The organism is Flavobacterium hercynium (assembly GCF_002217285.1).
GTDB classification, from domain to species: Bacteria; Bacteroidota; Bacteroidia; order Flavobacteriales; family Flavobacteriaceae; genus Flavobacterium; species Flavobacterium hercynium.
This window is the reverse complement of the sequence record NZ_MUGW01000054.1, coordinates 21,578-38,028: the sequence shown is the minus strand read 5'-3', so window position 1 is coordinate 38,028 and position 16,451 is coordinate 21,578. Positions and strand designations below refer to the sequence as shown.

The 16,451-nt window shown below is 32.8% G+C and carries 12 protein-coding genes; 3 read left to right on the top strand and 9 right to left on the bottom strand.

Translation table 11 applies throughout. The features are described 5' to 3' along the window. Positions 1–59: 59 nt before the first annotated feature. The 4 genes from secA to B0A66_RS20080 form a co-directional block, all read right to left on the bottom strand. Positions 60–3,401 (bottom strand): preprotein translocase subunit SecA, encoded by a 3,342-nt coding sequence (gene secA, locus B0A66_RS20095; protein WP_089051644.1) that lies wholly within the window; start codon positions 3,399–3,401, stop codon positions 60–62. A gap of 87 nt (positions 3,402–3,488) precedes the next feature. Continuing rightward, positions 3,489–3,710, bottom strand: coding sequence for a DUF2795 domain-containing protein (locus B0A66_RS20090; protein WP_007138072.1), 222 nt, complete (start codon positions 3,708–3,710; stop codon positions 3,489–3,491). Between the two features lie 173 nt (positions 3,711–3,883). Continuing rightward, positions 3,884–4,453 carry a cob(I)yrinic acid a,c-diamide adenosyltransferase gene (locus B0A66_RS20085; RefSeq protein ID WP_089051643.1) on the bottom strand — a complete coding sequence of 190 codons (570 nt, stop codon included), beginning with the start codon at positions 4,451–4,453 and terminating at the stop codon, positions 3,884–3,886. Between the two features lie 128 nt (positions 4,454–4,581). Continuing rightward, the gene (locus B0A66_RS20080; RefSeq protein WP_089051642.1) at positions 4,582–5,274 is read right to left on the bottom strand and encodes an ABC transporter ATP-binding protein; all 693 of its coding nucleotides are present in this window, start codon (positions 5,272–5,274) and stop codon (positions 4,582–4,584) included. A gap of 288 nt (positions 5,275–5,562) precedes the next feature. Here B0A66_RS20080 and B0A66_RS20075 point away from each other — a divergent pair, with 288 nt between their 5' ends. Next, complete coding sequence (locus tag B0A66_RS20075; protein WP_089051641.1) at positions 5,563–6,219, top strand: DUF6565 domain-containing protein; 657 nt, start codon at positions 5,563–5,565, stop codon at positions 6,217–6,219. Positions 6,220–6,291: 72 nt separating this feature from the next. Here the strand turns inward: B0A66_RS20075 and B0A66_RS23170 are convergent, their stop codons facing one another. Both B0A66_RS23170 and B0A66_RS20065 read right to left on the bottom strand, forming a co-directional pair. Beyond that, complete coding sequence (locus B0A66_RS23170) at positions 6,292–7,083, bottom strand: hypothetical protein (RefSeq protein ID WP_244283555.1); 792 nt, start codon at positions 7,081–7,083, stop codon at positions 6,292–6,294. A 35-nt stretch (positions 7,084–7,118) separates the two neighbouring features. Further along, positions 7,119–7,910, bottom strand: coding sequence for an O-methyltransferase (locus tag B0A66_RS20065; RefSeq protein ID WP_089051701.1), 792 nt, complete (start codon positions 7,908–7,910; stop codon positions 7,119–7,121). Positions 7,911–8,153: 243 nt separating this feature from the next. Here B0A66_RS20065 and B0A66_RS20060 point away from each other — a divergent pair, with 243 nt between their 5' ends. Further along, positions 8,154–9,704, top strand: coding sequence for an SDR family NAD(P)-dependent oxidoreductase (locus B0A66_RS20060; RefSeq protein ID WP_089051640.1), 1,551 nt, complete (start codon positions 8,154–8,156; stop codon positions 9,702–9,704). Between the two features lie 103 nt (positions 9,705–9,807). Here the strand turns inward: B0A66_RS20060 and B0A66_RS20055 are convergent, their stop codons facing one another. Both B0A66_RS20055 and B0A66_RS20050 read right to left on the bottom strand, forming a co-directional pair. After that, a complete protein-coding gene (locus tag B0A66_RS20055; protein ID WP_089051639.1) occupies positions 9,808–10,269 on the bottom strand; it encodes an FKBP-type peptidyl-prolyl cis-trans isomerase in 462 nt (153 codons plus the stop codon). 61 nt (positions 10,270–10,330) lie between these two features. Then, on the bottom strand, positions 10,331–12,193 hold the full coding sequence (locus B0A66_RS20050; RefSeq protein WP_089051638.1) for an ABC-F family ATP-binding cassette domain-containing protein: 1,863 nt from the start codon (positions 12,191–12,193) through the stop codon (positions 10,331–10,333). Between the two features lie 339 nt (positions 12,194–12,532). On the opposite strand from B0A66_RS20050, the gene B0A66_RS20045 reads away from it, so the two are divergent. After that, positions 12,533–12,991, top strand: coding sequence for a hypothetical protein (locus B0A66_RS20045; RefSeq protein ID WP_089051637.1), 459 nt, complete (start codon positions 12,533–12,535; stop codon positions 12,989–12,991). 243 nt (positions 12,992–13,234) lie between these two features. On the opposite strand, the gene B0A66_RS20040 is transcribed toward B0A66_RS20045, so the two are convergent. Next, positions 13,235–16,405: a sacsin N-terminal ATP-binding-like domain-containing protein gene (locus B0A66_RS20040; protein WP_089051636.1), complete on the bottom strand. Its 3,171-nt coding sequence runs from the start codon at positions 16,403–16,405 to the stop codon at positions 13,235–13,237. Between the last annotated feature and the right edge of the window lie 46 nt (positions 16,406–16,451).

Below are 16,451 nucleotides of genomic sequence, written 5' to 3'. Positions count from 1 at the left end.
AATGTTTTTTTTTTGTTTTTCCTGCAAGGTTTTCAAAACCTTGCAGGTCTTTTAAAATATTATTTCACTAAAACCCATTCGCCAGAAGCGATTAAAGTTTCTGCTTTTTTAAATTTCATTGTTTCAGTATTACCTGTAGCAACTTCCTGAACTGTTACAGTATCATTTCTGTTAATTTTTGGCATATCTCTAACGATAGTTTCAGTAACCTGACGTTGTTGTGTTTCTCCAGCTTCACGGTTGATGTCTTCGCTGTTTACCACTTCGTCTTTACTTAACTTGAAGTTTTCTTTTTGACGAACTTCTCTTGCTTCGTGAATTTCAGGAACGTTTTGAGCAGGTAAGTCACCTTTGAATAAGAAAGAAATAACTTCTTTGTTTACGTTGTCTAACATTCCTCTAAACAAATTAAAAGCTTCTAATTTGTAAATAAGCAATGGATCTTTTTGTTCGTGAACAGCCAATTGAACAGATTGTTTCAATTCGTCCATTTTACGTAAGTGTTTCTTCCATGCTTCGTCAACAATAGAAAGCGTGATGTTTTTCTCGAAATCAGCAATTAATTGTGAACCTTCGCTATCGTATGCTTTTTTCAAGTCAGTAACAACATTCAAAGTTTTGATACCATCTGTAAATGGCACTACAATTCTTTCGAAATGATTGTTTGGCTCTTCAAAAACACCTTTAATGATTGGGAAAGCTTCTCTTGCGCTTCTTTCTGTTTTTTCTGTATAGAATGCTAAAGCTTCTTTGTATACTTTTCCTGTAATCTCGATATCAGTTAATTTTGTGAAATCTGATTCAGCAATTGGAGAAGTGATTCCGAAATAACGAATTAAATCAAATTCGAAAGCTTTAAAATCATTTGTTACTTTATTTTGACTTACGATAACTTCGCAAGTATCATAAAGCATGTTAGCGATATCAAGTTTCAAACGCTCACCAAATAAAGCGTGACGACGACGTTTGTATACTACTTCACGTTGTGAATTCATAACGTCATCATATTCTAATAAACGTTTACGAACACCAAAGTTATTTTCTTCTACTTTTTTCTGAGCACGTTCGATAGATTTAGTCATCATAGAATGCTGAATAACTTCACCTTCCTGTAATCCCATTCTGTCCATTACTTTAGCTACTCTTTCAGAACCAAATAAACGCATTAAGTTATCTTCAAGAGAAACATAAAACTGAGAACTTCCCGGATCTCCCTGACGTCCTGCACGACCACGTAACTGTCTGTCAACACGACGCGAATCATGACGCTCTGTACCCACAATTGCTAAACCTCCGGCAGCTTTTACTTCTGGAGATAATTTGATATCGGTACCACGACCAGCCATGTTTGTTGCAATAGTTACAACTCCGGCTTTACCTGCTTCTTCTACAATCTGAGCTTCCTGCTTGTGCATTTTCGCATTCAAAACGTTATGTGTAACGCCTCTCATTTTCAGCATTCGGCTTAATAATTCAGAAATCTCAACAGAAGTTGTTCCAATCAAAACTGGTCTTCCTGCTTTAGATAATTCTGTTACATCTTCGATAACAGCATTGAATTTCTCACGTGTTGTTTTGTAGATATAATCTTCTTTGTCTTGTCTTGAAATAGCACGGTTGGTTGGAATTTCAACAACGTCTAATTTATAGATTTGCCATAACTCACCAGCTTCAGTAACCGCTGTACCCGTCATACCACCTAATTTGTTGTACATTCTAAAGTAGTTCTGTAAAGTAACCGTTGCAAAAGTTTGAGTTGCAGCTTCGATTTTTACATTCTCTTTAGCTTCGATCGCCTGGTGTAAACCGTCAGAATAACGACGACCATCCATGATACGACCTGTTTGCTCATCGACAATCATAATTTTATTGTCCATGATCACGTATTCTACATCTTTTTCAAATAAAGCATATGCTTTTAAAAGTTGAGTTAAAGTATGAATACGCTCGCTTTTTACACCAAAATCCTGAAACAATCTTTCTCTTGCTTCTGCTTCAGCATCTTTGTCTAATTTTTGTTTTTCGATTGCTGCAATTTCAGTTCCAATATCCGGAAGTACGAAAAAGTCAGAATCAGTATCTCCAGAAAGGTATTGAATACCATTGTCTGTTAATTCAACCTGATTGTTTTTTTCTTCAATTACAAAATACAAAGCTTCGTCAACTTTATGCATTTCGCGATTGTTATCCTGCATGTATTGATTTTCGGTTTTTTGAAGTAATTGTTTAATTCCTTCTTCACTCAAAAATTTAATTAATGCTTTATTTTTAGGTAAACTTCTGTAAGCTCTCAACAACAAGAATCCACCTTCTTTAGTGTTTCCTTCTTTGATTAATTTTTTAGCTTCTGCTAAGAAACCATTTGCCAATTGACGTTGTTGACTTACTAAGTTTTCGATTTTTGGTTTTAACTCATTAAATTCATGACGATCTCCCTGAGGAACCGGACCAGAAATAATAAGTGGTGTTCTTGCATCATCAATTAATACAGAATCGACCTCATCGACGATAGCATAATTGTGTTTTCTTTGAACTAAATCGCTAGGCGAGTGCGCCATGTTATCTCTTAAGTAGTCAAAACCAAATTCGTTGTTGGTTCCGTAAGTGATATCAGCGTCGTATGCTTTTTTTCTTTGTTCAGTACTTGGCTGGTGATTATCGATACAATCAACAGTTAAACCGTGAAATTCGAATAAAGGTGCTTTCCATGTACTATCACGTTTTGCTAAGTAGTCATTCACGGTTACTAAGTGCACTCCGTTTCCAGTTAATGCATTTAAGTAAAGTGGAAGTGTAGCTACTAATGTTTTACCTTCTCCGGTTTGCATCTCTGCTACTTTACCTTCGTGTAAAACCATACCACCAATTAACTGTACATCATAATGAATCATGTCCCAGGTAATTTCTTTCCCTGCAGCATTCCATTTGTTTGCCCAGATTGCTTTGTCTCCTTCTAAAGTGATATATGCTTTTGAAGCTGAAAATTCGCGGTCTTTAGCAGTAGCAGACACTTCAATAAATGAATTGTCTTTAAAACGACGTGCTGTTTCTTTAACAACAGAAAAAGCTTCCGGAAGGATTTCCAATAATGTTTTTTCTGAAATTTCGTAAGCTTCTTTTTCAAGAGCATCAATAGCATCATAAAGATCTTCTCTTTTATCGATGTCTTCGATGGTTTCTACTTCTGTTTTAAGCGAAGCAATTTTAGCATCTTTATCAGCTCTGGCGTCTTTTATTTTTTGTTTAAAATATACGGTTCTAGCTCTCAATTCGTCGTGAGACAAACTCATTAAGCTGGTTTCGAATGTTTTAATTTTATTTAAGTAAGGCTGTAAAGCTTTGACATCTTTCTGTGATTTATCACCTACAAAGACTTTAATAATACTGTTTATGAAACTCATGATTTATGGTATTTCTATTTTATGTAAATGTGTATTTGAACCAAAAAAAAAGCCTCGGTGATGAGACTTTTTCCTTTGGTTTATTTTTTAATATTCATCCTCATTCCAAAGATAATCTTCGTCTGTTGGATAATCAGGCCAAATTTCTTCCATTGATTCATATATCTCTCCTTCGTCTTCAATCGATTGAAGGTTCTCTACTACTTCTAATGGAGCACCAGCTCTAATAGCGTAGTCAATAAGTTCGTCTTTGTTAGCAGGCCATGGCGCATCACTTAAATAAGATGCTAATTCTAATGTCCAATACATCTGTTATCTGTTTAGTTTGTGCAAAAATAAATTTTTTACTGAAAAAGACAAGTAAAATTTGATTTATTTTAATAAAATTTAAGAACGTCTCTGTAAATTGCAGATTTTAGATTGTTGATTTTAGATTTTTGAAATCGGAATAATCTAAAATCTTAAGTCTGAAACCTAAAATTTCACTTTCGTGGAATCCATTTTACTTCATCCGCTTGTAAGTCAGAAGACAACTTCCGTGCCAAGACAAAAAGGTAGTCAGAAAGTCGGTTTAAGTATTGAATTGCTATTTCCGGAACGTTCTCATTATGGCTTAAATGTACTGCCAGACGTTCTGCACGACGGCAGATACAACGTGCAATATGACAATGTGACACAGTTGGGTGTCCGCCCGGTAACACAAAATGAGTCATTTGTGGAAGACTTTCCTCCATTTTATCAATTTCATTTTCTAATAACTCAATATCAGAATCTATAATTCCCAGATTTTTTAAACGAAGCTCTCCGTTTTTTAATACCTCTTTTTCTGCCGGAGTGGCCAAAATTGCACCTACAGTAAATAAGCGATCCTGAATTTCTATCAATATCGTTTTATAATGTGTATTAATTTCCTGATCTCGAATAAGACCTATATAAGAGTTAAGTTCATCAACAGTACCGTAACTGTCAATCCGAATATGATCTTTAGGAACACGCGTACCTCCAAAAAGAGCGGTTGTTCCTTTATCTCCTGTTTTTGTATATACTTTCATTTTTTTTAAAGGTTCAAAGGTTCAAAGGTACTGAGGGACTAAGTTTTTTTACTTTAGTTTTCTGATTTTAAAGTGAGCACTAGAAAACTTACATAATGGAAAATAATCTAAAATCTAAAGTCTAAAATCTACAATTCCTTAGTTGTGTCACTCTCAATCACACCATCACGTAAACGAATTACACGATGAGCGTAGGCTGCGATATCTTCTTCGTGGGTTACCAGAATTACGGTATTTCCCTGAGCGTGAATATCGCCAAAAAGCTTCATGATTTCTACAGAAGTTTTACTGTCTAAGTTTCCGGTTGGCTCATCGGCTAAGATGATAGATGGTTTGTTGACCAAAGCGCGGGCAATGGCAACACGCTGACGTTGTCCTCCTGAAAGCTGGTTCGGCTGGTGATCCATTCTGTCGGCAAGGTTTACTTGTTTTAAAACCTCTACAGCACGTACATTTCGATCTGATTTGGAATGTCCGGCATATATCATAGGTAAAGCAACATTATCTAAAGCGGTTGTTCTGGGTAAAAGATTAAAGGTCTGAAAAACGAAACCTATTTCTTTGTTTCGGATTCCCGCCAATTCATCGTCTTTCATTTGGCTGACATCTTTTCCGTTTAAAACGTAATTTCCGGAAGTAGGAGTGTCTAAGCAACCCAATAAATTCATTAAAGTAGATTTTCCGGATCCCGAAGGTCCCATTAAGGCAACATATTCACCTTTGTTTATTTCTAAATCGACCCCTTTTAAGACATATACAATTTCATTACCTAAAACGAAATTTCGCTTAATGTTGGTTATTTTAATTAATGGATTTGCCATTTCGTTTTACAATTTTGGATTTAAAAGTACAAAACACTTTTCAATAATTAATCAGTAGTCAATAATTGATTTTTGTTACAGTATAAGGTGTTTAAAAAGAAATCCTATTAATTATATTTTAAATCTAACAAAATGATGTTATATGATTGCGGAATGTTTTTACATAATTATCATATTTATTAATTTTTATTAAATTATATTTATTATTTGTATTAAATTTTTAATGATTTTTTATTTTAATTCAATTTTTTAACTATATTTGTTATCTAATATTAAATAATCAGAAATATGAAAAATATACAAATTTTATCAGGTATTGCATTAATTGCTTTGGGTTTTACATCATGTAAAGATGAAAAACAAGAAAACGCTAAGAAAACAATAGATTCTTATGTAGCGTACGTAGATTCAGTAAAAAATGTGAAAGCAGACGATCTGAAAGCAGATTGGAAAGATGTTGAAGCAGAATACGACAGAAGAGCCGAAAATGCTCAAATGGCATTGGCTGACATTAAAGACAATGCAGCTGAAACTGAAAAAATAAACGAAAGTAAAATCAAATACGAAGAGTTCAAAAATGAAATGGCTGTTGTTTTAGCGCCGCCTGTAACTCCAAAACAAAAATTGCGTAATGCTCTTTTTGGTGAAGGAAAAATTGGTGACGATATGAGCTTTTCATGGGTAAATGCTCAAAATATTCATAGTGTGTACCAACAATTTGTACATACAGTAGAAAACAACAAAGACAGTTATTCTCGTGAAGACTGGGATGAAATCAAATTAATGTACGAAGCACTTGACAGCCGTAAAAATACAGTTGAAAAAGAAGGACTTACATCTGAAGACAATAGAAAAATTGCAGGTTTAAAATTAAAATTTGCTCCAATGTATACGCTTAACAGAATGGGAGCGAAATCAGAAGAAAATAAAGCTGCTAAAAAATAAGCGACACTAAACTAAATTTACAACTAAAAATGGCAATCGGTAACGATTGCCTTTTTTTTTATGTGCTGTTTTTTATTTGTAATCTAGCTTTTTCTTCATTCCTTCGAGCTCTTGGTTTTGGATCTCAATTTTTTTGTTTAACTCAATAACATACAAAGTTAATTCCTCAATTTTCTGAAGCAATTTAGCATCCATTTCTCCTAAATTAATACCATTCTTCAGGACTTCTTTTTCACTGGGGATATTTTCTAAATGACCTTTTTCGGTGATGTGCTTTTCAACTTCTATAAGTGTTGGTAATGTATACTCTTTTTTGAAAACAAAGTCAGGCCAGTTATTTAACTCGACTTTTACTTCCTGTGAACGAATAGTACCTTTTACATCTAATTTGTTTTGCGGATTTGCTGTTCCTATTCCAACATTGCCCGAATTGATATAGGAGTTTCCTATAGAGGTTAATACTACATTTGTTTCTGTATTTGAAAGGACTAATTCTTTTGCTATTATTTGATTGGCTTTAAAATCGATACCTCTGCTATTTAAATTTCCTGAATGAAATATTTTTTTCCACGGAGTCCAGTCCTGTCCTGCAGTATTTGTTGATTGACGATAATAAAACTCATTCTCTGTACCAAAACCCAATTGCGTTCTCCAATCAGAATCTCCTACTTGTCCGCTGGATATATAACTAAGACCTAAAACTGTTCCGTAATTTGTTGGTTTATTTAATGCACTTACTATGTAATGTTTGAAGCCGTCCGACATTGTATTTAAGTCTTCAACTCGACCATTTGTTCTAAATTGAGCTTGTGTTGTGGTGGAAAAAACCAGACACAATACAATAAAAAGTAATGTTTGTTTCATTTTTATATTATTTAAATATTGTTGGTTATATGCTTTTATACTCTAATAATAAAATGTTCCTTTTCCTGTTCGCGTCTAAAAAAGACGAATCCCCATTGAAAGGTATCAATAGTAACTTTTACTTTGGGATGGTTTTTTATAATTTCCCAAGTCTCTTCCATTTCTGGTGACCAATGAATATCGTCAAAAATCCAAGTGGTATCATTTGTAATAGTGGGCAATAAAAGATCAAAATAGGCTAAAGTTGCTTTTTTGGAATGATTGCCATCAAAATATATTAAATCAAAGTTTTCAGTCTCTGTTTTCAGATTCAGTTGAATGTTTTCAAGGTAACTTTCGAATTCTGTTGTTACAGCATTTACATTATCTAAATTGAATTTTTCCAATTGCAATTGACATTGATTTGCCGTTTGCGGGCAACCTTCAAGCGTAATTACTTTTGCATTGGTGTTTCCCAAAGCAAGTGCAGAAGTGGCAAGACCTAATGAAGTTCCTATTTCTAAAATAGTTGCGGGCTGAAAATAATTTGTAACTCTAAATAATAACTCCGCTCTTTTTGGAGAAATTCCTGCCGTCTTTGCTATTTTCGAAATCTGTCTGGTATTCGATTTAAAAACTCTTGACCCGGCACCAAAATCAGTTACTTCAATAAAATTTTTATTTTCTAAAAGCGATTGTCGATACTTCTTTAGAATCGAATATTCGGGTTTCGATTTTTTGTCGTAAAAACACTTCGTCAGTAAATTAAAAACAAAAGGCGAATGTACAGCGTGCTCGTTTTTTGAATTCCAAAGGAATTTTAAATAAGATTTTATTTGAAATAGCATAGCAATATTTACAAGTAGGCGCGAAGATAAGCATAAAGTCATAAAGTCGAAAGTCATGTTAGTCAAAAGTCGCAAGTCATAAAGTCAAAAGTCTGTAAAGCGTTTCTAATTTTGTCGTTAATCTTTTGACTTTCGACTTTCCAACTTTACGACTAACATGACTTTTGACTTTCGACTTTTCAACTTTAAGACTTTAAAAAAAGACTATATTTGCCGCTTAAGTAAATAGTAACACATTTTATGATGTTGAAGGAAGAAGTTGAAACTAAGAATACCATAACGTCGGAAGAAATTAATAAATGCATTACTATTTTAGCACAACTAAATGCTAACACAGATCAAATTTTTGATATCCCGAAAGAACAGCGAATTGCTTTGATCAAAGAAGCCGGAATGTTTTCGAGACCGGACAGAGATGAATTTTCCAGAAGAGTAAAAGACGGTGTGCAGGCTGCAAAACGCAAAAAAGAAAAGAAAGATAAAACGGCTCGTAAAGAAACCGGAATTCGGTATGCGAGGGAAGCAAGTGTATTTGTTGCTCCTAAATTATTAGCGTCTGCCGATCTTGCTCGTAAAGAACAATTAGAATTAGAAACACCGAGAAATTGTTATGTCTGCAAAACGGAGTTTAATAAAATGCATCATTTCTATGATACGATGTGTACCGATTGTGGTGATTTTAATTATGCCAAACGTTTTCAGACAGCAGATGTAAAAGGGCAAGTTGCTATAATTACCGGTTCCCGTCTAAAAATTGGTTACCACATCACTTTAATGCTTCTACGTGGCGGAGCAACTGTAATCGCTACAACTCGTTTCCCTGTAGATTCAGCTTTGCGTTTTGCCAAAGAAGAAGATTTTATGGAGTGGGGGCATCGCTTAAAAATTCACGGTTTAGATTTACGACATATTCCGAGTGTTGAGATTTTTTGCAATTTTATTGAACAAAAATACGAGCGTCTTGACATTCTAATCAATAATGCGGCACAAACTGTACGACGTCCAGCCGGATTTTATTCTCATTTAATGCAGAATGAAGAATTGCCAATTAGCGCGTTACCCAAACAGGCACAAGATTTATTATTAGATCATTTAAATTGTCTGGATGAATTGAAAATGCTGACAAGCGGCGCTTCATCCAATGAAAATATGCCAGTAACCTGGCACGGACCTGAACCGGGAATTGGTTTACGTGCTTCGGCTCAATTGTCTCAGATTCCGTATTCTTTTGATAATGCTTTGGTTGCCAATGAAGTTTTTCCGGAAGGTGAACTCGATGCCGATTTGCAACAAGTCGATTTACGTAAAACAAACAGTTGGCGTTTGCGTTTAGGTCAAATTGAAACTACCGAAATGATCGAAGTGCAGTTGGTGAATTCTGTTGCGCCTTTTGTTTTGTGCAACCGACTTTCTGAAGTCATGAAAAAAGACAATACCGGACAAAAACATATCATCAATGTTTCAGCGATGGAAGGAAAGTTTCATCGTTTCTTCAAAGAAGACCGTCACCCGCATACCAATATGGCAAAGGCAGCGCTGAACATGCTAACGCATACATCATCCGGAACTTTAGCCAAACACGGTATTTTTATGAATGCCGTTGATACAGGCTGGGTAACCGACGAAGATCCTGCTGAATTGGCCAAAAAGAAACAAGAGCTGGAAGATTTTCAGCCACCATTGGATATTGTCGATGGCGCGGCACGTGTGATGGATCCTTTATTCGACGGAATAAATACAGGAAAACACTGGTGCGGAAAATTCCTGAAAGATTATAATCCAATTCCCTGGTAGGAATACTTTATGGATTTTATAGCTTTCGGCTTTAAGACTAAAAGCAAAAACCACAACAAAAATAAATTCTGTTGTGGTTTTTTGCTTTTATAATATTGATTTATTAATTGTTTACTTTAAGTAATTTAACATCAAAAACAAGTACTGAACCTCCAGGAATTCCGTTTGTATCAGAACTTCCGTAACCTAAGTGGGATGGAATTAATAAAGATCCTTTACCACCTTCTTTAAAATACGGAATACCTTCTGTCCATCCTTTGATTACTTGGTCTAATCCAAAAGAAATACCGTCGGCTTTACTTTGGTCAAATATTTTTCCGTTGGTGTAATATCCTGTATATGCTACAGTAACATTTGATGTTGCAGTTGGTTGTGCTCCTGTTCCCGGTTCGTTGATGATGTAATACAAACCAGTTTCCGTTCTTACAGCCTCTAATTTGTTTTTAGCAATGTAGTCTGTAATTTCTTTTTCGTTTTCAACCGTGTAATCCGTTTTTTTGTCTTTATCGCTGTTGCAACAGATAAAAAGCGTCAAAGCCAGTAATGAAGTTAAAATGTATTTCATAAAGTTTAAATTTTAAAGTCTCAAATATAAGTAAAATTAGGTTTTTCGTGTCGTAAAGGACTTATCCTTCAATCTTTGCACTTAGTTCAAACCAGCGTTCTTCTTTTTGGTCTATTTTAGTAATGATGTTTTGCAGTTCGTTTGCTTTCTTTTCAATATCAGCATCCGCCACTTTTCCATCAGAAAACAATTGTTCGATTTTAGTTTTGTCGATTTCTAAATCTTTGATTTCTCTTTCCAGTTTTTGATATTCTTTTTGCTCGTTGAACGTTAGATTTCCAGTCGGATTGTTTTGTTTCCAGTCTTTCTTTTCAGCCTTGTTTTCTTCTTTTTGAGCAACATCGGCACTGTCTTCGTATGCTCTGAAATCAGAATAGTTTCCTGGGAAGTTTTCGATTTCTCCGTTTCCTCTAAAAATAAATAAGTGATCTACAATCTTATCCATAAAATAACGGTCGTGCGATACCACAAGTAAACAGCCTGGATAGTCCAAAAGGAAGCTTTCCAAAACATTTAAAGTTACGATATCTAAATCGTTCGTAGGCTCATCCAGAATCAGGAAGTTCGGATTCTGAATCAAAACCGTACATAAATACAAACGTTTTAATTCACCACCACTTAATTTTTCTACGAAATCGTATTGTTTTTTCGCATCAAAAAGAAAACGCTCCAGCAATTGCGATGCCGAAATCATTCTGCCTTTTGCCAGCGGAATAAATTCACCGTATTCTTTGATGATGTCGATAACACGCTGATTTGGTTTCGGATTGATTCCGCTTTGTGTGTAATAGCCAACTTTAATCGTGTCTCCTTTTACCACACGTCCGCTGTCTAATGGAATCGTTCCGGTTAAAAGATTTAAGAAGGTCGATTTTCCCGTTCCGTTTTTACCAATAATTCCGATACGTTCTCCACGCTGAAAATCGAAACTAAAGTTGTCCATAATAACATGATCCTTGAATTTTTTAGAAATTTTGTGAAGCTCAATAATCTTGCTTCCCATACGTTCCATATTAATTTCAAGTTCTACTTTATTTTCACGACGACGGCTTTGTGCTTTTTCTTTAATTACATAAAAATCATCCTGACGGGATTTTGATTTAGTCGTTCTTGCTTTTGGCTGACGGCGCATCCATTCTAATTCTTTGGTAAAAAGATTTTTTGCTTTGTCTACACTTGCATTTTCAGAGGTAATACGCTCTTCTTTTTTCTCAAGGTAATACGAATAGTTTCCTTTGTATTGGTATAATTTTCCGTTGTCCAATTCGATGATTTCGTTGCAAACACGCTCCAAAAAGAAACGGTCGTGCGTTACCATAAACAACGTAATGTTTTCTTTAGCAAAATAACTTTCCAGCCATTCGATCATTTCAAGATCCAAGTGGTTGGTAGGCTCATCTAAGATTAATAAATCAGGACGATTGATTAGAATGATCGCCAGTGAAAGACGTTTTTTTTGTCCACCCGAAAGGTTTTTTACTTTAAGTTTAAAATCTTCCAGTTTTAGTTTAAACAGAATTTGCTTGTATTGTGTCTCAAAATCCCAGGCATTGTGCTGATCCATTCCGTCAAACGCTTTTTGATACGCTTCTTCGTCATTTGGGTTTTCAAGTGCTTTTTCGTAGGCAGCAATAATTCTAAGCGTTTCATTGTCTGAAGCAAAAATACTTTCTTCGATCGTTAACTCTTCTTGCAGGTTATTGTCCTGAGAAAGAAACGCCATGCGTATTCCTTTTCTTAACACAACCTGACCTGTATCTGGCTCTTCTAAACCATTGATAATGCTCATTATGGTTGTCTTTCCAGAACCATTTTTGGCAATGAAAGCAATTTTTTGGTCTTTGTTGATTCCGAAAGAAATGTTGTCAAATAAGGTTCTTTCGCCAAACGACTTCGAGATATTTTCTACTGATAAGTAATTCATGTTCTAAAAACGCCTAAAGCAAGGCTTTTATGATTGTTAAAATTAAAAGGTCTCTAATTAGATCTCTAATTTTTAATAGGAGTTTAATTTCGACGTGCAAAGATACTTTTTTGAACCAAACAAAAAAATAGCTTAACAGTAGTGTTCAATTTAAAAAACACATAGGTTTTAAAGCTCAATTTTTGAATCCATATAAAAGATTTTCAAAGAATTAAAATGTTTAAAATAGTGTGGTTTATAAGAGCTTTTTTTTACTTATTTTCATTGAACTCTAAGAATTCTATACATTCATAAATAAAATTTGAAATTTGTTATATTAGCCGGGGTAAAAACGATTTTATGAAAAATCTGCTGAAATTGATATTCTTATTTATTGTGCAAATTAGTTTTGCGCAAAATTTTTCTGTAATAAAGGCGGAGAATTTTTCTGGAGTAATTATTTCTAAAGAATATTTTTCTGGTAAAAGTGATATGAAATGTTTTACACCTACTGAAAAAGAAATTTACGATCTTGAAAAAATAATTACTGAAATTCAAAATAAGAAAGAAATCCGCGCTAATAGATATATTACATCAAATATTGATTTTAGCAAATATATTAGACAATATTCAGGCTTATATATTAGGGAAGAAAAAGTTATTTTTATACAATTTGTTTTGAAAGAAATCATAGAAAACAGAAAACTTAAATGGACTAGTGAATATTTGAGTTCAATAGATATTGATAAGTGTATATCTATGAACTACTTTATTAAAGAGCAAAAATTTTATGAACTTAGCGTTTGTGGAGACTACTAAAAAAAACTAACGCTATTAGAACCAATCCCCACTGCACATAGTGTTTCTCGAACCCCATTAGCTTGCTGACAAATTTCTTCAATTTTGCGCCATTGTTAAAGATCTAAAGACAATTAAAATATCTATAAGTTTCTGGTTTTTAAAACAAACTTTAAAAAAAAATAATTTTAAGATTTGTATAAAACAAAGTATTCACCAAATCTTAAACAAAAAGTCAGAAGAATTTTGACGCATTTAGTGTTTTTAAGTAATTTCATAGTTGAAGTATTTCTGTAAATCAATCATAAATTTATCGAATGAATCACCTTTTCTCCATATACTTCTATTTACATAAACGGTTTCCTTTTTTTCATCTAGATATACTTTTATTTCGTCAGATGAAAATAGTTTTTTTAATCCATTATCCCAATTTTCAATTTTATCACCAATTTGATAACCTATGTCTTTTATAAATTTTGAGTTTTTTTTGAAATATTCTTCCGTAATTTCATCAGTATCATTGAGACGAGTGAAAACACATAATGCATAATTTTCTTTTTCTTTAACAGCAGTACGACCTTGTAGAATTGATAATCTTACATTCTCTTTTCCTTCAATTACATTTTTTATTTCGATGGAGAATTTATTTGATTTTAATAATATCTCAAAATCTTTTCCTACATCTGGATTTGAAAGTTCAATTTCCATTTCCAATCCTTCAAATATTTTTTTAAAAGCATTTTCAGCTGTGTTTCCAATCTGCTTCCATCTAAGTCTTTGATCTCTCAAAGAAATCATTTCTTGTGCTTTCTTAAGAAGTTCATTTGTTCCTAATTCATTAGCAACTCTTTCAAGTTCTCTCATTTCAGATGCTGACAAACTTATCTTGGCTAATTCGGCAATATCTTCCATTGATTTTCCATACTCTTTCAATGTTTTAATTTGCTTGCTAAATCCCTCTCCTAAAGAAATAACATATAACATATCCCTTTTTGAAGCAAATGTTTTAAGATAACTTGATGCATCTGAATGTTTATCAAACCAAGTATTTATAATGTTAAAAGTATTATGAAGAGCTCCATCTATTGCTACTTTTGTCGCTATTCTTTCATCTTCAAAAAGTTTATCGATATGCTTAGTAATAAGTTCAATATTTGTCGTTCTAAGATCAGATACTTGTATTTCATTTTTTATTAGATAATCTCCTGAATTGAAAATGCATTTTTCTTTTGCAATAATTTTAAGTTCTTCATCAAAATAGTCTGGGTTATCTTCTTTATATAAATATTCGCTATATGCTTTAAATATACCGTCGTTTTGAGTCGGAATTATATTATATCGAGTTAAAAAAGCCTTTATATCCTCTCTTGAATCATTTATATAGTTTAAAAACCTATTTAACCAATCATATGTTAAAATGATGTTTCCATTAAAGTAAACATCAGCAAATTGATTAATTTTTATCTCTTTTTGAATTAAATAACAAATGTATTTTACAGTCCATAATTCTGCGGGTTGAAAGTAATTATCATAATCAATAGAAATATATTTTTTTTCACCAAAATGCGTTGGTAAAAGTTCCTTTAGCATGTCGAGCCAAACTTCGCGTTTTGTGGCTCTATCTGTTTTAAATAAAGTATTAATATGTAGAATTGCTGATATTTGTTCTTCTGTTGCTTTTTCTGGATCAATTTTACTGATAACTTCATTATTTAATTTTTTATAAAAATCTTCTAAATCAAATAATCCAATTCCAGGAATATCATTTCCTAAGCTCCGATTTAAAAATTCTAGATCTAAATTTCTACCCAACCTTTCAGAAACCGATTTTATTTCATTATCTATGTGTGGATAAATTTTAACCTTATCTCTAACTTGGAATTCATTTTTTTCATTTAGATAAATACAAAATGTTTCCCCTAATGTAGAATTAATAGATTGTAAATATTGATAGAGAATTTTTAAACTTTTAAACGGTATCTCATTTTTGTTGTTAACAATTTCAGGTAAGCTGCTTAGTAGCTGTTCTAATGAAATAGAGATGTTTTCAGGCCAATTTTCAATTTCTTGATTTATAACCCGATCTAAAAAGGAAAAACAATCGCTACTAGGAATTTTATCTGGTAATAAACCAATTACAACATTATAAAATGAATCGTTAGGAGTTTGATTAGTTGTTGGAAATTTAGTTTCGCCTATCTTTGATAATTTTCCTGCTACAGTATTTATAATCTCTTTATTTACTATAAAGTCTCTTATTGGCTTTTGTATCATTTTAATATACCAATCTTTTCCAGTATATTTTTTTGTTTCTATTGGTAGCCCTGATAATGCAAGATGATATAAATCTTGAACTTTATGTTGAATTAATATTTCTAAAAATTTGAGGTATTCAACTCTAAAATCTAATAAACAACTCCTATTTGAATCAGCGATAGAGTCTGGTTTGTCTTCTTCATCTTTTATAGTAATTATACCATCTCTTGGTTCAGTTGGTTTAAATTCACTATGTTGTATAAATACTGGTAAATTGAAAAACTCAGTTCCTATAAGAGGAAATTCTTTATATAAGACAGCTTGATTTTCTATCCTTAATAAGGAATAAATTTCATTACTTTTTTTGACAGGAATACCAAAAATTAAATCTCCCACCTCTTTATATAATATACCTTTATCATTTTCTCCCACGGTCAGGTAGTTTAATCCATTAATTTTACTGGGATTCGATTCTATAGTATATAACTTCGTTGCTCCATCTTTGATTATAGTTACTGAGTTGATTTTTTTTCTTTCCTTATCACCTTTATTAATTAATAATGTAAATAAAATATTTTTCTCTAACTCAAATAGTCCAAGTTCTGCATAAACTTTAGAAGATTCATTTAAATTATAAATAAATGAGTGACTATATTTATTTATTGTTTCTGCGGGACATTTAGACAATATGTTAATGGTTTCAAATGATTTAGCGATTGATTTTTTCATTTCGTTTAAAGCTGAAACTTCATCAAGTAAGGCTGATGTTCTATTTATTTCTATTTTAAAATGCCTTTCTCCACTAGCATTTTTATGAATTCCAGAAATAGTAACCTCTTTATTAAGAATATGAGTGGTAACAAAACCAGTTCCATATTTGCCAGTGGTTCCATCATCACATCCTAAAGATTTTGTAGAATTCTTGAGAAGCAATGCTACTAGATGTTTGGTCTCAAATGGTGTACCGTTATGACTTATTTCAATCCTATCGTCTTCAAGTTTAAATATAATATCAACTCCGTCAGATGTTGCTACGTCTTTTGCATTTTGTAACAATTCCCAAACCCATCTAGTTTTTTGATTTTCATCAAAACTTTTTAACTTATTTATGTTGTGAATTATATCGCGAGCCTCACTATCCACCCTTAAATTTTGTCTTTCTAATTCTGCTTCCGTCATATTTTTTTTAGTTTTTTGCTTTTAAATCACTAAGCAATACAAATTC